The organism is Fuchsiella alkaliacetigena, assembly GCF_023227765.1.
GTDB classification, from domain to species: Bacteria; Bacillota; Halanaerobiia; order Halobacteroidales; family Acetohalobiaceae; genus Fuchsiella; species Fuchsiella alkaliacetigena.
Map to the genome: position 1 here is coordinate 1 of NZ_JALKBZ010000008.1, position 16,114 is coordinate 16,114.

Consider the following 16,114-nt stretch of genomic DNA (forward strand, 5'->3'; position numbering starts at 1 on the left):
TTTGATTGAAAAATTAAGGTGAAGTGCAAAGATTTAAATTGTTAATGGATATTCTATTAACAAAATAACACAACAGGAAGTTCTTAAAAAAAGAATCGAAAAACTCTAGTACACAGGGGTGAGAACAAAGAGATTAAGACTTATCTAGAAGAAGGTTACAAAGAGGAAGAGGTCTAATGAGAAAAGTTGCGGGAGGGATGATTTGATGCGCAGAATTTCTTATTTAGAATATAAGCAAAAGAGAAAAAGTGCTAGGCTTGACTTTTTAAAATTGAGAGATAGTCTCGATAAAGAGCCTAGCCAGGGATTAAGAGAGCGAAATCCGGATAAACGTTTATTGTTATTTAAATTAGCTGAACAGAAGCGAGAACGTTTTTTAGAAGAAGGGGTTTTGGAGAAGCTCGGTCAGCGAAAGTATAGAATTGACTTTAAAAGGAATGATTGATAATGGATACGGAACAGTTAAAAGATAAGGTTAAGGAGATAATTAATTCAAATGAAGATGAATTATTCAAAAAGTTAGGAATTGTGGCTGTTGTCACCGAAGCACTAGCTAGCTTAAATATTAAGCCGATTATTGTTGGTGGACAGGCAGTAGAGTTTTATACTGTTGGTGGTTATGCTACTATGGATATTGATCTAATTTGTGGAGCTTCAGTCGAGGAAATAGATAAATTATTGGCCCCATTAGGATTTATTAAGGAAGGCAAGTATTGGACTTTATCAGAAATGGATATTGCTATTGAAGTTCCTTCAGGGCCCTTAGCTGGCAGTTGGGATAAAGTAGTTGAAGTGAAGATAGATGATGCTTTAAGTGCTTATATAATTGGTATTGAAGATATAATTATTGATCGCTTAAATAGGTATAAGTATTGGAATGAACATGCTGACCGAGAGTGGATTCTAGGGATGATCTTTCTTAATTATGAAGATATAGACTGGGATTATCTTTTGGTTAAGGCTAAGGAAGAGAAAACGATAAAAGAAGCAACACAGTTTAAGGAGGAGGTTGAGCAAAATATAAAGTAGGACTCGTTAAGTCCTACTTTTCTTCTAAAAGTCGCCATAGTTCGTCTTGGGGTGCCTTATTAAGTTCAACTTTCCCTTCTTGTGTTTCAATTATTCTCTGCCCCTCAATAATTTCTCCAATTAGAGTAGCCTTAATTTCGTTTTCTTGTAATTCCTTAACTACTTGCTGACCATCATCAGCAGTGATAATCATCATTCCCGAACCGATTAAAGAGCACGGATCGATCTCTAAAGCTTCACTGATAGCTTGCGTAGCTTTATGTAAAGGTAATAGCTCTTTATCAATTCTAAAGCCTATCTCGGCAGCCTCAGCTAATTCATATAGTGAACCATAGAGTCCACCCTCGGTAGTATCATGCATAGCATTAACGCCTAATTCAGCTCCGATTAAGCCTTCGGGGAGTACGCTTAACTGTTCTGCTAAAGCTTTAGCCTCTGCTAATAATTCCGGCTCAACACCTGCCGCTAATAATTCCTTCTCAAAATCAACAGCCAAAATCACCGTTCCCTCCAGCCCAGTCCACTTAGTCACTATAATATCGTCGCCTATTTTAGCTCCGGAGGAGGTTACGAACTTATCCTTAGTAGTCTTGCCGATAGCAGTACAGCAGACTAGAGGCTGATTAACCACCTCGGTTACTTCAGTATGTCCGCCGAGAATATCTATTCCCAACTCCTGAGCTGCTTTATCTATATCCTCCACAATAGCAGCAACTTCCTCTTCTGCTGTTCCTGGGGGAACTAGCAGGATTTCCTGAATGCCAATTGGCTCAGCCCCATTAGCAGCTATATCGTTACAGGCTACGTTGACAGCTAGACTCCCCATTCCCTCTTGCACTCCGGTGATTGGATCAGAAGAGATCACCGCTACGAACTCTCCAAAGTCGATTACTGCTGAGTCTTCACCGATTTTAGGCCGTACTAAGACGTCTTCGTGATTAGCTGAAATTCTATTTAAAATTAAGTTTTTTAAGTGGTTAGTGTTAACCTTTCCTAAGTCCATTTATTTCACCTCATTTAGTTTGTTGCTGCTTAATATCTTATTATTATTTGGGATTAAAGTCAAATTATTATTATTTCAGAGGACAGATGATAGAGGATAGAGGCGACGCAAAGCTAGTGCCAATGGTGATAAATTAAGATCAAGAAATAAAGTTCAAGTTCTATTTGACACAGCGCCCTGAAACGCCGCTTGAACTTTAGCTAGTCATTACTTTGGGAAGCGTTTTTTGCTTCTTGAGGAAGTACTTTTGGGGTGACTAAAATCTGACTAAGTTCTGATTAAACATTAAAACATAAGTTCAAAAAAATTATTTAAAGGTTTTTATTATTGTTAATTTATGTTTATTAGTGTTTTCAATGGATTTTAAAGATTTTTAAGGTCTAGTCAGATTTTAGTCAGAACTTAGTCTGTGTCAAAAAGGTTTTAATGTTTTGAACCTATCTGTCCTCTATCATTTGAATAAAACTAAGCAGGAATTAACAAGTAACAAATAGAATAAGATATTAATCAAAGACTATCAATTTAGAAGGGGAGCAAAAGCATGAAAAAATTAAGTTTAGCTTTAGTAATGATCTTAATCATTTCTCTGTTTTCTGGAACAGCTTTAGCCTTACATAGTCCAGGGGTGCTTAGCAATGGTGGAGTGGTAAGTGGAATGATAGTAGGTGGTGATGACTTAAGTCTAGGTGGGGAGTATGGATTAACTAATGAATTAGCTGTAATAGGTAATGTAGGTGCTTACAATAGACTAGGACTTAAGTATCAGTTCCAAAATAATGCAGCTTTATTAGGCGGTTTTATGGAGGGGAGCTCTTTTATAGGCTTGAATGGGGCCCGTAGCGTTAAGTCAGATCTATTAGCTATTGGAGAGGTAAATCTGTTAATCGATGATGATGTAGACTTTGTGTATAAATTAGGAGCTAGGTATAATTTGGATCATCAGCTTGATTTGCGAGTAGGTATGACTGGTAAGATTGATGCGGGAATGCCTGATTTAATGATTGGAGTTGGTTATCGCTATTAAGATAATTAATATATTTTTTCTAATTGCACTCGAAAGCTGCTAAGGCTAGTAGAGTGTTTTTCATTTTGGCTTTATTGTCTGTTCACAAATTATTGATATTTATAAGTTATAATGGCTTAAATATAGCTGTAAATTAAATTAGGAGGAGTTCTGAATGTTTGGAGAAGAAGTGACTATATTAATTGCTTTTGGGGCCGGCTTGGCTTCCTTTATGACCCCTTGTGTATTACCTTTAATACCTACTTACGTTACTTATTTATCCGGCGCTTCCATAGAAGAGGTTAAGGGAGAGCGGGCCCTAAATAGAGTTAAGAAGAAGCTTTATTTAAACTCAGTAATGTTTATTTTAGGTTTTTCTTTAGTCTTTGTTGTTCTAGGTATGTCGGCTACCTTGATTGGGCAGATAGTACTGCGTAATCAGAATCTGATCCGTCGAATAGGTGGGATAGTGATTATCATTTTTGGATTGCATTTAACAGGCTTAATTAAGCTACCTTTTCTTTATCGGGGTAAACAGGTGGACTATCAGCCTAAAGAAAGAACAGCGATTAGTTCTTTTTTATTGGGGATGTTCTTTTCAGTAGGCTGGAATCCCTGTAGTGGCCCTATTTTATCTTCAATTTTAATCTATGCTGGCTCGGCGCAGACTATCTGGACTGGGGGAGGACTGTTGGCTGTATATTCTTTAGGTTTGGCTATTCCTTTTTTAATAGTTACTCTCTTTATAGGTTATTTGTTTACTCACCTTAAAAAGTTAAATAAGCACTTAAATAAAATATCTATTATTAGCGGGATTCTCTTAATTATAATGGGAGTTTTGGTTTATACTAATATGCTGCAAAGTTTGATGAATATTGCTTATTAGGTTTATTTAAACATAGCTCTCCTAGTGATAACATATAACTGTAACAAGGAGGGGATGGAAGTATGGATCATAAGCACCTTGAAGAAAGAGAAAAGCTGCTAAAAAATTCATCTCAGAGCGAAGCAGAAGCTGAGGTAGAACTTTCTTCCGTAGCAGAAGAGACTGCTGCTTTAGAAAGTAAGGAGGATCAAGCTAGCTGCTCTTCTTGTACTAATCTGAAAGGTATGGTCTATCAACTGCGTACTTTTGCTAATGATATAGATAAACTGGTTAGTGCGGTTGAGAGTATTGCTCCTTTAGTAGCAGAGGAAGCCGATGTCTCTTCTGCTGCGGAGCTGGATTCGGATACTATTCAAAAGCTGGATATTGAGTCTTTACTTTCGCAGTCTGAGGATTTAGATAAGCCAACTTTGGATAATCTGTTAATGCAGGTGGTAATTAAGTCCTTGCTGGAACAGTTGACTAATAATTTAGATTAATAGTCGCTTATTTATCACCGTTAAGCAGCATTTCTTGAGCAATTTTAATACTTGCTAAGGCATTAACCACTCCAGCTCCTTGTTTGCAAGTAGGCACCCCATCTAATTTATAGGCTCCGGTTTTTAGTATCTCTTTAACTTCTAATGGTTGCAGTTTATTAAAGATACTGAGTAAAAAGGCAATTGCGCCGCTTACGTGGGCTGCTGCCATAGAGGTTCCGTTTAATTTTCTAAAGCTATTATTTTTCCAGGTAGATTTAATCTTGACTCCTGGAGCTAATAGATCTAACTCGGGCCCGTAATTACTGAAGGAGGCAGGCTTATTTTCTTTATTGACAGCTCCTACGCCAATGACTTCCGGATAGCGAGCCGGGAACTCTATTGGCGAGGTGCTGTTATTTCCTGCTGCTGCTACCATAATAACTCCTGCTTGATAGGCTTTTTGTACTGCATCTTTTAAGCTATAGTTATGCTCAGTAGTTCCAAAGCTCATATTTAATACTTGTAACTGATTATCAATACTCCATTCTAGAGCTTCAATTAACGAAGATAGATGAGCTTCTCCCTGTTTATCGAAGATTTGAATTGGATAAAGTTCAGCGTCAGGAACTATGCCTAGTACTCCTTTACCGTTTTTACGTCCAGCAATGGTACCAGAGATATGAGTACCATGGCCGTGAAAGTCTTGAGGTGTACTTTTAGGTTCAGCTATATTAACTCCTTTTTTGATAGGAGCAAGGTCGTGGTGGTTTAGATCTACCCCGGTATCAATGACTCCTACTTGTACTTTGCGAAAGTGGGCCCAGGCTTCTAGAGCTTGAATAGTTTTTACACCCCAAGGAATTACTTCTTCTTCCTCTTCATTTTTATTAATCTGTAAAATCAAGTCTGCATCTATTCGGGCTATACTCTGTTTAGTTTGGAGCTTTTTTATAATCTTTTCCTCGGCTTGGCAGACATAGCCGTTGATTAAAGAGAGTTTTTTAATTAGTTTAGCTTTGCTGTTAGTTATTTTACTTTCGGTGTTTTGCTTAGCTGAGCTGTTCTTAGGAATAATAATATATTGAGAGTTTTTTGGGCTAGTTGATTGCTTTTTATTTTTGAAATTAAACAAATTAGCTAGGAATTTTGTTTTTAATAACTTTTTGGAAAGCATTTTATCCCTCCTGGAAAGTACATTTATTACAGTCTATGTTCTTTGTTGGCAGAATGGGAAGGTTATTTATCTATTTACATCATAGTCTATAGCTGTCCAGCATAGACTGTGAATAGAGGAGGGAGAATTATGGGATTAGATAACTTCAAAAAGAATGGAGCTAAGGTTAAAATTAAGGGCAGTCATTTTAAATCGCGGCGTAAAAAAAGTACTCCCCAAGAAGAGTCAGCCGAGAGTAAGCAAGGAGCAGAGCAAGAAAGTAGCAAAGCGACAAAAGAGGAGCAGCCTCAGCCTCCATCACAAGATACAGAGGATAATAAAGCTAAAGAGGTTGTTGAGACTGAAGAAAATATAGTTGAAGATGAAAAAGATACTATGCAAGAAGAAAGTAGCTCTTCAATAGAGATGGAATCTTCACAGTTAGCAGAGTCAACGTCTTCGGATTTAGAGGCAGAGTTAGAGGCTGAATTGGAGTTAGAAGCAGAAAAGCGGGATCAGGAAGCTCGTAATAAATTGTTAGGGACTGACGAAGAGGAGAAGCTTGAAGCAGATAATGAGGAGGATTTTGAAATAGATCTTAAGGAGGAGTTTGAAGCAGATAGCGAAGAAGAGTTTGAAGTAGATGACGGAGAAGAGGTAGAAACTGATAGCGAAGAAGAGCTTAAAGCAGATAGTGAAAATGTCCAAGCCAAGCCGAGAATAAAGAAGGTTAAGGGTAATAGAAGGGACTATAGTCAAGGAAAGTCCTCCAGCAAAAGAAAGTCCAGTACTAGTAAAGGAAAGCCTAGCTCTAACCAAGAAAAGTCTAAACTTGAATTTAATCAGGATGATCCAAGGAAAACCGAATACTTACAAGAGGCTTGTGATAATTTAAAGATTATTACTTTACATGCTAGGGAGATTGCAGATAATATCGATCAACTAGTGGAAGCTATTAAAGAGCTAAGCAACTTAGTTAAGCAGGGTTCCGCAGAGCAAGAGCCTGATTTAGAAAGCGACTTTTTAGTTGAAATCTCTGAATTAGAAGATCTGTTCTCAGATTCAGATTAAAAGCTAAAAAGGCTAGTAACTTAAGTTACTAGCCTTTTTAGAACTATTTTCTATCTTAAACGACGATCTTGACCATCGATTTCTATAGTACAAGCTTCGCACATGCTAAATAAACGAGAGAAAATTCGCTCTCCTTGTTTTTGCACTTTGCGGTTATCACTGACTATCTTGCGAAAAAAGTCAAAGAAAAAATTAGAGGTAAAAATAGTGATTTTTTTGTTATTATAGCGATGGTTGAGAATCATATGCATTCTTTCTAGGGCCCACTCATTATCTCTTTCCGTGAGAATATCGTCCCAGAGTAGCACCGCTGGACGTTTAGTTTTACTTAATAGCTGATGTTCTCGTTCTTTACTCCCTCGGTTATAAGAGTTTCTAAGCTTTTGAAAGTAATCGGAGCTTTCAATAAACTTAAAGGGAGCTAGGTAGTTTGAAATATCGAACTTACCGATTTGAATATCCCATTTTTCTTTATTTTCAGCATAGATATCACGTAAGTAAAAGTTCATTAGCTCTTTGAAAATAGATACTGCTAAATGGGTCTTGCCAGTTCCTGGTGAGCTGCCGTATATATAAATACAGTCTCCTCGCTTTTTATGTTCACGAAAGTTATTTAAGTACTCTTGAATGTGAGCAATTTTATCGCTGTTTTGTTGATCTATACTGTAGTTATCAAAGCTAGCTTCTTGATATTTAGTTGGAATTTCTGCTTTATTAATTAACTGTTGCTTAGCCTGGCTGATGAAATCCTCTTGATCAAGCTGGGGCTGTTCCTTAGTGGCAGCTGATTCTTTAATCTGTTTTAACTTTTGCTGCCAGTCCACTTTATGAGAATCTGTGTCTGAATTTTTTTTGGACCATTTTTTATCTATTTCCATTAACTGCTTTCTCCTTTCTAAAACTATTTAATTATTTTACGTAGGATTTCATCTACTTCCGGATCATCATAAGAACTAGGAGCTAAATCCATCTCTTCTTCGCTTTGTTGATTATAATCCTCTTTAGCTTGTTTAGCTTCAGCAATGCTGGTAATATCTTGACTTTGCCAGTCATCCAACATTTTTTTAGTATATTTAAAATTTTTAGCGTTAGCTAATGCTGATTCTTTGAGAGCAAAGATTATTAATTCTTTATCCATGCCTCCTTCGTTAATATAAGCTTCAATATCATCTTTAATAATACTGTTCATCATTGTAGAAAAGGTTTTAAAGTAGATTTTATTAATATCTTCCCAACTAATCTCTTCCTCATTTTGGGAAGTCTTCTCTTTATTTTTTGGGAGCAAGCCTAGTAGTTCCCTAGGACTAGGAAGAGGCTTAGTAAAGTCAGTAATTCTATTAATTAACTGAGGATGATTTTCCTTTTGAGCGTACTTTCGGAATACTCTTAAGTACTCTAAATCTACTATATGTAGCTGGGGTAGTTCTTTTTTAAGCTGGGCATCTTGGGGTTTTTTTAATTTAAGATAGCCCTTTTCAATTAATATCCCGATAGCTTCAATTACTTCCTGTTGAGAAGAACTAGCTCTGCGAGCTAACTCTTCATAACTTAGGTATTCGGCTGAGCTTAAACTGAGTAAGGCTATGTAAACTAACTTTTGAGTGCTATTGAGCTGAGTATCGGCTAAGATTCTTTCTTGAATCTGAAAAGAACCTGAAGTTGATTTTTTAGCTTTAATAAAGTTAGGGTTGAACATATCTTCTAACATGACTGTTATTTCACTCCTTTCCTGATTCAAGGCCAGCAATATAACGAAGTAAATCACAAATAACTTAACAAGACTATGTATATTTTTTAACTATCTTTGTTTTTAAAAACTGTGTTTAAGCTTTACTTAATTTTCAGTATGCTAATTATAATATATTTTAACCCAATTTTCAATAAGTAATGCAGTTATTCGGGATTTAAAGATACATTTATTCAAATGATAGAGAATAGATAAAGTTCAAAAGATTAAAACCTATGAAACATTAGACAGATATTGTTTTAATTGTTTACCTGACAGAAGACTTCATAGTTTTGTCAAATTTTTATGATAAAATGCGATTGAATTCGTGTTAACCTTTGGAAAGGAGTAAAAATATGAATTTGAAAAGAAATTTATTACTTATAATTATCTTAATTTTATCTTTAACTATAACTGCTTGTGTAGGAGTAGGAACTGAGGAGGCGCCGGACTTTACTTTGACTGATCTAGAAGGTAATGAAGTAACTCTTTCCGATTATATTGGTGAGAAACCGATTTTTATTAAGTTTTGGGATCCTACTTGTATTAGCTGTGTTGAAGCTATGCCGGAATTTCAAGAGACCTATAATGAGAATAAGGAGCGAAGTGAATTTTTTATGATTAATGTCAGAACTTCATTAGCACAGACTAAAAGCTTCATGGAAGAGAATGGTTATGATATTCCGGTGCTAATGGATACTTCTATGGAGGTAGCTGAGGAGTATTTGGTTAGTTCAGTGCCGAAGATGATTTTTATAGATCTTGATGGAAAGCAAAAGTTCGAGTATTATGGAACTTGGAGTCAGAGTGAAATTAATGGACTTTTAGATAGAGAGCTTTAATTTTTAGCTAAGGTCGCTTGGAATGAAACTATTTCGAGCGGCTTTATTTTTTTGCAAATATTAGCTAAGCAGTGTAGATAAATTTCCTATTATCTGGTATAATATATACCAACTATATATAAGCAGACAGAGGAGTTAAAGAATGATTAAAGGAATTGGCGTGGATATAATAGAGGTACAGCGAATTAAAGAAGCTTTAGCTAAACGAGAAAAGCGTTTTCAAAGACGGATCTTTACAGCTCAAGAGATCGATTATTGCTTAACTCAAGGCCAGCCAGAGCTTAGTTTTGCAGCGCGTTTTGCAGCTAAAGAGGCTGTACTTAAGGCTTTAGGAACGGGACTGCGGGATTTAGCCTGGACTGATATTGAAGTAGTTAAGGACAGTTTAGGTAAGCCAGAGATAAAGTTTTCTGAACAGGGCTTAGTTAAGGTGGATAGTTTGCAGATTAAAGAGGTTTTGATTAGTCTTTCCCATACTAAGGAGTATGCTGTAGCTCAGGCGGTGGCCTTAGCTGGAGAGGAGGATTAGGATGAAACTTGTTACGGCCCAGGAGATGCAAAAAATAGATCAACAAAGTATTGAAGAAGTAGGGATTCCTGGAGTAGTTTTAATGGAAAATGCAGGACAGGCAGTAGCTAAGACGGTCAAAGAGCTGTTATCCGCTCCACTTAAAAAGGCTGAAGTTTTAATTTTAGCTGGTACTGGTAATAATGGCGGCGATGCTTTGGTAGTGGCACGGTTATTACATAATTTAGGTCTACAAGTGCGAGTTTTTTTGGTAGGACAGATTGGCCAGGTTAGCGGTGAAGCTAAAGTAAATCTTTATATTTTAAGGAAGTTAGGTTTTAAAATAGAAGAGATAGAGGATCAGGATGATTTGAACTATTTAAAGCCTCATTTGCAGATAGTGGACTTGATAGTGGATGGAATTCTAGGTACTGGAATCGAAGGCCAGTTGCGGGGGATTTTACCGGAATTAATAACTGCTATTAATCAAAGTAACTCGCCAGTGGTAGCTATAGATATTCCTTCGGGACTGCATGCTGATAGCGGTCAAGCTTGTGGAGCTGCTATTCAAGCTACTAAGACTGTGACTTTGGGACTACCTAAACTAGGTCTAATGCTTTACCCAGGACGTAAGTACATAGGTGAGCTGGAGGTAGCCGATATTAGCTTACCAAAGCAGGTAATAGCCGAGCAGGAGTTGCAAAAAGAGTTAATTACTAATCGTTTAGCTCGTGGTTTAGTACCAGAGAGAGATCCTACTGGTCACAAAGGTACTTTTGGCGATGTGTTGGTAGTGGCTGCTTCGCCGGGGATGACTGGGGCAGCTAGTTTGTGTAGTCAAGCTGTTCTTAAAAGCGGAGCTGGCTTAGTTACTTTAGCTTTGCCAGCTAGCTTGAGTACTATGATGGAGCTGAAGTTGACGGAAGTGATGACTAAAGCTTTGCCTGAAAGTAAACAAGGTACTCTAGCGGCTAAGGCTGCAGGAAAGATTCAGCAGTTAAGTGAAGGACGGGATGTACTGGCTATCGGGCCCGGTTTAGCTGTAAACAAAGAGTTAACTAAGCTTTTGAAAAAACTACTACCTAAGTTAGAGATGCCGTTAGTTGTTGATGCGGGTGGCTTAACAGGACTACCTAAGCTGGATTTGTTGCAGGAGAGAAGTGAAGCTACTGTTTTGACCCCCCACCCTGGAGAATTGGCGCGAATGCTGAATACTTCAGTAGCAAAGATTCAAGCTAATAGAGTGGAGATAGCTCAAAATGTGGCTCAGGACTTAGGGGTAGTTTTGGTTTTAAAAGGAGCAGCTACAGTAGTGGCTCTGCCTAACGGGAAAATATATATTAATTCTACTGGTAATTCGGGACTAGCTTCGGCAGGGAGCGGCGATGTGCTGACTGGAATTATTGCTGGTCTCTTAGCTCAGGGATTAGACGCTGCTTCAGGAGCAGTTTTAGGAGTATTTTTGCACGGTTTAGCAGGCGATTTAGCTTTAAAAACTGAAACAACCTATACGCTTATGGCTAGTGATTTAATTAAAGCTTTGCCTAAAGCTTATAAATATTTAAAGGAGGGATAGTTATGTTAGCTAAAGAAATAATGACTACCGAAGTAATTACTGTAGGAGCAGAGGAGACTGTCAAGGAAGCAGCTAAGATTTTATCTGAGAATAAGATTAGTGGTTTACCTGTACTTGATGATGAAGGTCAATTAATAGGAATTATCACTGAACAGGATTTAATTGTACGTAATAAGAAGCTGAATTTTCCGGAGTATATTTATTTTTTGGATAGTATCATTTATTTGGAAAGCTTTAATAGCTTTGAAGAAGACTTTAAAAAGATGGTGGGGACTAAGGTGAAAGAAGTAATGAGCGAAGATGTAATTTCTGTAGATCCTGAAACTCCTATCGAGGAGATTGCTACCTTAATGTCTGTAGAGAATATCAATAGGGTGCCGGTAGTAAAAGGCAATGAACTAGTGGGGATTATCAGCAGAGCAGATATAGTCAGAGTAATGGCTGAGTAGGCGAGGACAGAGGATAGATGAAGCTCAAAAGATTAAAACCTAATCTTAAAAGATTGGTTTTGCTATTAGAATATTGTTATAATAAACAGGGAGGTTCGTAAAATGAGAATTGGCGTTTTACTCAGTGGCTGTGGTGTTTACGATGGCTCAGAAATCCATGAGGCAGTGTTGACGCTTCTTCATTTAGCTAAGCAGGACTGTGAAGTGGAGATTATAGCTCCTAATATATTACAAGCTCAGGTGATTAACCACTTGACTGAGGATGAAATAGAAAGAGAAAATCGTGATGTTTTAGTGGAGGCAGCCCGAATAGCTCGGGGTGATATTCAGGCTGTGGATAAGGTGGATACTGCTCAGTTAGATGCTTTAATTCTGCCAGGCGGAGCAGGAGCTATCAAAAACTTAACTAATTATGCTTTTGGGGAAGAGGAGTGCAGAATAAATCCCCAAACTAAAGAGATGATACTAACTATGGTAGAGTCTAAAAAGCCAGTAGGAGCTATCTGTATCTCTCCGCTGGTAGTGGCTAAGGCTTTGGCCGATACCGATTATACTCCTCGCTTAACTGTTGGCTGTAGTGCTGACGAAGCAGCTCAATATATAGAAAAAGAGCTAGCAGCTACTCATGTTGAGTCAACTGTGGATGAGATAGTAGTTGACGAAGAGTTGAAGTTAGTTAGTACTCCTGCCTATATGTTAGCTGAGTCCATTGCTGAAGTGGATGTGGGGATAGCTAAGTTAGTTGAGGCAGTAATAGAGTTAAGTTAAGTCATTCTTTGACTATCCAAATATTTTTTGATATAATTTCTACTATAGAAAATCGCCCTGGGTTCAGGGTGTATTTTTTTGGAGGTGGAGCTGAATGGTGAACGTAGTTGTTAAAGGCTTACCAGAGTATGTAGGGCCTGGCGATATTGTTGGGGCCTTTACTAATGAAGTGGATATAGATGGAGCTAAGATTGGTAAGATAGATTTTGTTAATGCTAAGGCTTTAGTAGAAGTAGCTGAAGATGTGGCAGAAGAGGTAGTAGAGATAATGGACGGTAATCAAGTGGCCGGAATCGAAGTTGAAGTTTATGTTGATAATAAAGTTCGGGCCCGGATTAATGAAATCAATAGCTATGTAGAAAAGTTTAAACGCTTGGTCGAAATGGAAAGAAAGGCTGAAATGCGACAGCATAGGCTGGAAATGGAGAACCTAAGCGGTTATGAAAGAGAAGAACGTGGGAGAGCAATTCTTCATTTGCGAGGTCGAGATGAAGGGGAAGCCTTTGGTGGTAAGCAGATGATTAAGTTTATGCGCCAGCACCGTGGCGAAGAGCTCCCCGATAACGAAATAAGTGTAGGCGATTTAGTAATGTTAAGCAAAGACCAGCCGTTAAGAGACGATAATCCTACTGGAACGGTAGCTGAAAAGACTAACTACTCTATCACTGTCTTATTCGATCAGCAGCCCCCGGGTTTTCTCTACGGAAAGGGTTTGAGAGCTGATCTTTATGTAAATGATATTACCTTTCAGCGAATGTTAGCTGCTTTGGAAGAAGTAAGAGAGGCTTCAGGGAGGTTGGCTGAACTGCGGGATAGGCTTTTAGGCTTAGCTGAAGTAGATTTAGGAGAACCAGTAACGGAGATAGACTTTAAAAATCAAGATTTAAATAAGTTTCAGCGACAAGCAGTACAAAAGGCTTTAGCAGTCCAGGACTTCTTTTTAATTCACGGCCCGCCAGGAACCGGCAAAACTATGACAGCTATAGAAATTTTAAGACAAGCTATTGGTTCAGAACAGGATATTTTAGCTACAGCAGATTCTAATACTGCTGTTGATAACCTGGTTGAACGCTTAGTAAGGGCCGGAGTGGAAGTAGTGCGGGTAGGTCATCCAGTACGAGTGACTCCTACTTTGCGTGAACATACCTTAGACTACTTAATTGAAGATCATCCTCAGTATCAACAGGCTACTCAGTTGCGCCGAGAGGCATATCAGCTGTTAGACCAACAGGATGATTTAACTCATCCTAGCGGTCGTTGGCGAAGAGGGATGAGTAATCAACAGATTAAGGAAAAGGCTAGACAGAATCAGGGTTTTAGAGGGGTATCGCCTAAAAGGATTAAGCAGATGGCTCAGTGGTTGAAGTTACAGGAAAAGATTGACCAGCTTTTTGATAGGATTGAAGCTTTAGAGGAAGAAGCGGTACAGGACTTACTAACTAAGGCTGAGGTAGTCTGTACCACCAATTCCACTGCTGGATCTGAAATTTTAGAGGGTTTCCAATTTGATCTACTGGTAGTAGATGAAGCTACTCAGTCGACAGAACCGGCTACTTTGATTCCTTTAGTTAAGTCTAAGCGGGCTGTTTTGGTAGGAGATCATAAGCAGTTGCCGCCAACTGTGCTCAGTGCTCGTGCTGAGCAAGAAGGATTAGGGTGTTCTTTATTTGAACGCTTAGTCGATCTTTATGGAGATCAGCTTAGATGTTTGCTAGAGGTTCAGTATCGGATGAATGATCTGATTATGAACTTTTCCAGCCAAGAGTTTTATGATAGTTCTTTAAAGAGTGCTTCCCAAGTAGCTGAACATACTTTGGCCGATCTTGATATTTTAGAGCCTAGTGGTAGTCGACCTGCTGAGAAGGCGCTTTTATTTTCGGAACCGATAGTCTTTTTCGATACTAAAGGAATGAATGCTCCTGAGAGATCAAAGAATGACTCTAATTCTATAGAGAATTCCATTGAAGCCGATATTGTAGTGGAGATAGCAGAAGAAGCTCTTAAGCTAACTATTAGCCCCACAGATATAGCAGTGATCACTCCTTATAAGGATCAGGTGGAGCTAATTAATCAGAAGTTAATGCTAGAGGAGTTAGAGGTTAACACTGTAGATGGATTTCAAGGTCGAGAGAAAGAAGTGATTATTCTTTCTTTAGTGCGCAGTAATCAGTATCAAAATATAGGCTTTTTAAGGGATTTAAGGCGTTTAAATGTATCTTTGACTAGAGCTAAAAGGAAGTTGATTGTAGTTGGGGATTCAGCTACTATTAGTTGCAACGATACCTATCGCCAGTTAGTTGAGTATATTCGCAATGAAGGTTATTATTATGCTTTATAGGCTTTGTTGTTTGTTGTTCTTTCTTTGGTATAAATTACTAATAGATTTGAGCTTAGTAATCTATTTAGCTTATTGACATCCTTATTGAGTTTAAGATATAATGAATATAAATTATTAAATTCATTTTTAAATAAGGGGTGGAGCCAATGGTCGAAAGTGAGTCCCAAAGTAAGGAGCAGCTTGAAAATACTCCCCAGCAAGAATTGAAGGATAAGTTAAAGTCTAAAATGAAAAAGGGTTATTTTCAAATGGGTAAAATTAATTTAGAGTTGGCTGAGGAAGGTATTAAGGCTGATAAGAAGGTTTATGAGTCAACTTAGCTCGATTTGCTTAAAACTCGCAATTATTTTTTAATCAGCAAGGCTTTGCCTAGCAATATTGATAGTTTATTATCAAGTTTTTATAGAGGCGTATTTTTTACGTCTCTTTTTACTCAATTTTATTTATAAGCTGCTTCAGTAAATTGTTGAATATTATAAGCTGATTTGTAGAGACTATTAATGTCCTGATTATATATATTAAGCTATATTTTTTTCACACCTTATACATATTCAGCATATACTATTATGTACCGAGTTATCTTTGGCGGAGGTGGATAAATGTGACTAATCTAAAGCGGGTTATGATTAGTTTACCGGATAGCCTATTAGAAGAAGTCGATGGGGCTGCTCAAAAGAAGAATCAGAATCGGAGTGAGTTTGTCCGGGAGGCAATGAGACTTTATATTGCCGATTTAAGGAAACAAGAAATTAAGAAAGAAATGAAACAAGGCTACTTAGAGATGGGAGCTATTAATTTGGAGTTGGCCCAGACTAGTTTTAAGACTGAAAGTAAAGACTTATTGAATTATGAAGCACAGATAGCGGAGAGTGAGTAATTGTGGCTATAAAAAGAGGAGATGTTTTTTATGCAGATCTCAACCCTGTAGTAGGTTCAGAGCAGGGGGGAGTTAGACCTGTATTGGTTATTCAAAATGATATTGGCAATAAGTACAGTCCTACGGTAATAGTGGCAGCTATTACTTCTAAGATTGATAAGGCTAAACTACCTACCCACGTAGAGATTGATGCTGATAAGTATAACTTAGATAAACATTCAGTGATTTTATTGGAGCAGATCAGGACTATTGATAAGAAACGTTTGGAGCGTCAGGTCACTCATTTGGATAATGAAATTGTTTGTGATGTGAATGAGGCTTTGGAGATTAGTGTAGGCTTAATTGATCTTTAAATTGGATAAGGATTATTAACAGGGCTATTAATCTGCAATAGGATTAATAGCTTTTTTGTTATAAAGTTCAA

Annotated in this window: 19 protein-coding genes; 15 read left to right on the forward strand and 4 right to left on the reverse strand. The window is 37.7% G+C overall.

Annotated features, from left to right (window positions below; all coding sequences use genetic code 11):
* Window positions 1-205: 205 nt before the first annotated feature.
* Together MWH30_RS03460 and MWH30_RS03465 are read left to right on the forward strand one after the other, a co-directional pair.
* Window positions 206-445 (forward strand): hypothetical protein, encoded by a 240-nt coding sequence (locus MWH30_RS03460; protein WP_248662656.1) that lies wholly within the window; start codon window positions 206-208, stop codon window positions 443-445.
* Window positions 446-447: 2 nt separating this feature from the next.
* Window positions 448-1,029: a DUF6036 family nucleotidyltransferase gene (locus MWH30_RS03465; RefSeq protein ID WP_248662657.1), complete on the forward strand. Its 582-nt coding sequence runs from the start codon at window positions 448-450 to the stop codon at window positions 1,027-1,029.
* Window positions 1,030-1,042: 13 nt separating this feature from the next.
* On the opposite strand, the gene MWH30_RS03470 is transcribed toward MWH30_RS03465, so the two are convergent.
* Window positions 1,043-2,032: an AIR synthase family protein gene (locus MWH30_RS03470; RefSeq protein ID WP_248662658.1), complete on the reverse strand. Its 990-nt coding sequence runs from the start codon at window positions 2,030-2,032 to the stop codon at window positions 1,043-1,045.
* A 541-nt stretch (window positions 2,033-2,573) separates the two neighbouring features.
* Between MWH30_RS03470 and MWH30_RS03475 the strand changes: the two genes are divergently transcribed.
* From MWH30_RS03475 to MWH30_RS03485, 3 genes are all read left to right on the forward strand, one after another.
* Window positions 2,574-3,056, forward strand: coding sequence for a hypothetical protein (locus tag MWH30_RS03475; RefSeq protein WP_248662659.1), 483 nt, complete (start codon window positions 2,574-2,576; stop codon window positions 3,054-3,056).
* A 154-nt stretch (window positions 3,057-3,210) separates the two neighbouring features.
* The gene (locus MWH30_RS03480; RefSeq protein ID WP_248662660.1) at window positions 3,211-3,921 is read left to right on the forward strand and encodes a cytochrome c biogenesis CcdA family protein; all 711 of its coding nucleotides are present in this window, start codon (window positions 3,211-3,213) and stop codon (window positions 3,919-3,921) included.
* Between the two features lie 62 nt (window positions 3,922-3,983).
* Window positions 3,984-4,400 (forward strand): hypothetical protein, encoded by a 417-nt coding sequence (locus MWH30_RS03485; RefSeq protein WP_248662661.1) that lies wholly within the window; start codon window positions 3,984-3,986, stop codon window positions 4,398-4,400.
* Between the two features lie 7 nt (window positions 4,401-4,407).
* Here the strand turns inward: MWH30_RS03485 and MWH30_RS03490 are convergent, their stop codons facing one another.
* A complete protein-coding gene (locus MWH30_RS03490; protein ID WP_248662662.1) occupies window positions 4,408-5,556 on the reverse strand; it encodes a S8 family peptidase in 1,149 nt (382 codons plus the stop codon).
* 129 nt (window positions 5,557-5,685) lie between these two features.
* On the opposite strand from MWH30_RS03490, the gene MWH30_RS03495 reads away from it, so the two are divergent.
* Window positions 5,686-6,606: a hypothetical protein gene (locus tag MWH30_RS03495; RefSeq protein ID WP_248662663.1), complete on the forward strand. Its 921-nt coding sequence runs from the start codon at window positions 5,686-5,688 to the stop codon at window positions 6,604-6,606.
* Between the two features lie 50 nt (window positions 6,607-6,656).
* Here the strand turns inward: MWH30_RS03495 and MWH30_RS03500 are convergent, their stop codons facing one another.
* Both MWH30_RS03500 and MWH30_RS03505 read right to left on the reverse strand, forming a co-directional pair.
* Window positions 6,657-7,484 (reverse strand): P-loop NTPase family protein, encoded by an 828-nt coding sequence (locus MWH30_RS03500; RefSeq protein WP_248662664.1) that lies wholly within the window; start codon window positions 7,482-7,484, stop codon window positions 6,657-6,659.
* A 23-nt stretch (window positions 7,485-7,507) separates the two neighbouring features.
* Window positions 7,508-8,314: a DnaD domain protein gene (locus tag MWH30_RS03505; protein WP_248662665.1), complete on the reverse strand. Its 807-nt coding sequence runs from the start codon at window positions 8,312-8,314 to the stop codon at window positions 7,508-7,510.
* A 374-nt stretch (window positions 8,315-8,688) separates the two neighbouring features.
* On the opposite strand from MWH30_RS03505, the gene MWH30_RS03510 reads away from it, so the two are divergent.
* From MWH30_RS03510 to MWH30_RS03550, 9 genes are all read left to right on the forward strand, one after another.
* A complete protein-coding gene (locus MWH30_RS03510; RefSeq protein ID WP_248662666.1) occupies window positions 8,689-9,174 on the forward strand; it encodes a TlpA family protein disulfide reductase in 486 nt (161 codons plus the stop codon).
* Window positions 9,175-9,316: 142 nt separating this feature from the next.
* Window positions 9,317-9,703 carry a holo-ACP synthase gene (acpS, locus tag MWH30_RS03515; RefSeq protein WP_248662667.1) on the forward strand — a complete coding sequence of 129 codons (387 nt, stop codon included), beginning with the start codon at window positions 9,317-9,319 and terminating at the stop codon, window positions 9,701-9,703.
* A gap of 1 nt (window position 9,704) precedes the next feature.
* A complete protein-coding gene (locus tag MWH30_RS03520; protein ID WP_248662668.1) occupies window positions 9,705-11,258 on the forward strand; it encodes an NAD(P)H-hydrate dehydratase in 1,554 nt (517 codons plus the stop codon).
* A gap of 2 nt (window positions 11,259-11,260) precedes the next feature.
* Window positions 11,261-11,707: a CBS domain-containing protein gene (locus MWH30_RS03525; RefSeq protein WP_248662669.1), complete on the forward strand. Its 447-nt coding sequence runs from the start codon at window positions 11,261-11,263 to the stop codon at window positions 11,705-11,707.
* 102 nt (window positions 11,708-11,809) lie between these two features.
* Window positions 11,810-12,475, forward strand: a complete 666-nt coding sequence (elbB, locus tag MWH30_RS03530; RefSeq protein ID WP_248662670.1) for an isoprenoid biosynthesis glyoxalase ElbB — start codon at window positions 11,810-11,812, stop codon at window positions 12,473-12,475.
* Window positions 12,476-12,569: 94 nt separating this feature from the next.
* On the forward strand, window positions 12,570-14,813 hold the full coding sequence (locus MWH30_RS03535) for an IGHMBP2 family helicase (RefSeq protein WP_248662671.1): 2,244 nt from the start codon (window positions 12,570-12,572) through the stop codon (window positions 14,811-14,813).
* A 146-nt stretch (window positions 14,814-14,959) separates the two neighbouring features.
* Window positions 14,960-15,133: a hypothetical protein gene (locus tag MWH30_RS03540; RefSeq protein WP_248662672.1), complete on the forward strand. Its 174-nt coding sequence runs from the start codon at window positions 14,960-14,962 to the stop codon at window positions 15,131-15,133.
* A gap of 302 nt (window positions 15,134-15,435) precedes the next feature.
* Window positions 15,436-15,690, forward strand: a complete 255-nt coding sequence (locus MWH30_RS03545; protein WP_282706174.1) for a CopG family ribbon-helix-helix protein — start codon at window positions 15,436-15,438, stop codon at window positions 15,688-15,690.
* A 2-nt stretch (window positions 15,691-15,692) separates the two neighbouring features.
* Window positions 15,693-16,043, forward strand: coding sequence for a type II toxin-antitoxin system PemK/MazF family toxin (locus tag MWH30_RS03550; RefSeq protein WP_248662674.1), 351 nt, complete (start codon window positions 15,693-15,695; stop codon window positions 16,041-16,043).
* Window positions 16,044-16,114: the final 71 nt, after the last annotated feature.

Coding starts and splice junctions, on each gene's coding strand:
- MWH30_RS03460 (WP_248662656.1), top strand. CDS start 206: ATGCGCAGAATTTCTTATTTAGAATATAAGCAAAAGAGAAAAAGTGCT.
- MWH30_RS03465 (WP_248662657.1), top strand. CDS start 448: ATGGATACGGAACAGTTAAAAGATAAGGTTAAGGAGATAATTAATTCA.
- MWH30_RS03470 (WP_248662658.1), bottom strand. CDS start 2,032: ATGGACTTAGGAAAGGTTAACACTAACCACTTAAAAAACTTAATTTTA.
- MWH30_RS03475 (WP_248662659.1), top strand. CDS start 2,574: ATGAAAAAATTAAGTTTAGCTTTAGTAATGATCTTAATCATTTCTCTG.
- MWH30_RS03480 (WP_248662660.1), top strand. CDS start 3,211: ATGTTTGGAGAAGAAGTGACTATATTAATTGCTTTTGGGGCCGGCTTG.
- MWH30_RS03485 (WP_248662661.1), top strand. CDS start 3,984: ATGGATCATAAGCACCTTGAAGAAAGAGAAAAGCTGCTAAAAAATTCA.
- MWH30_RS03490 (WP_248662662.1), bottom strand. CDS start 5,556: ATGCTTTCCAAAAAGTTATTAAAAACAAAATTCCTAGCTAATTTGTTT.
- MWH30_RS03495 (WP_248662663.1), top strand. CDS start 5,686: ATGGGATTAGATAACTTCAAAAAGAATGGAGCTAAGGTTAAAATTAAG.
- MWH30_RS03500 (WP_248662664.1), bottom strand. CDS start 7,484: ATGGAAATAGATAAAAAATGGTCCAAAAAAAATTCAGACACAGATTCT.
- MWH30_RS03505 (WP_248662665.1), bottom strand. CDS start 8,314: ATGTTAGAAGATATGTTCAACCCTAACTTTATTAAAGCTAAAAAATCA.
- MWH30_RS03510 (WP_248662666.1), top strand. CDS start 8,689: ATGAATTTGAAAAGAAATTTATTACTTATAATTATCTTAATTTTATCT.
- acpS (WP_248662667.1), top strand. CDS start 9,317: ATGATTAAAGGAATTGGCGTGGATATAATAGAGGTACAGCGAATTAAA.
- MWH30_RS03520 (WP_248662668.1), top strand. CDS start 9,705: ATGAAACTTGTTACGGCCCAGGAGATGCAAAAAATAGATCAACAAAGT.
- MWH30_RS03525 (WP_248662669.1), top strand. CDS start 11,261: ATGTTAGCTAAAGAAATAATGACTACCGAAGTAATTACTGTAGGAGCA.
- elbB (WP_248662670.1), top strand. CDS start 11,810: ATGAGAATTGGCGTTTTACTCAGTGGCTGTGGTGTTTACGATGGCTCA.
- MWH30_RS03535 (WP_248662671.1), top strand. CDS start 12,570: ATGGTGAACGTAGTTGTTAAAGGCTTACCAGAGTATGTAGGGCCTGGC.
- MWH30_RS03540 (WP_248662672.1), top strand. CDS start 14,960: ATGGTCGAAAGTGAGTCCCAAAGTAAGGAGCAGCTTGAAAATACTCCC.
- MWH30_RS03545 (WP_282706174.1), top strand. CDS start 15,436: ATGATTAGTTTACCGGATAGCCTATTAGAAGAAGTCGATGGGGCTGCT.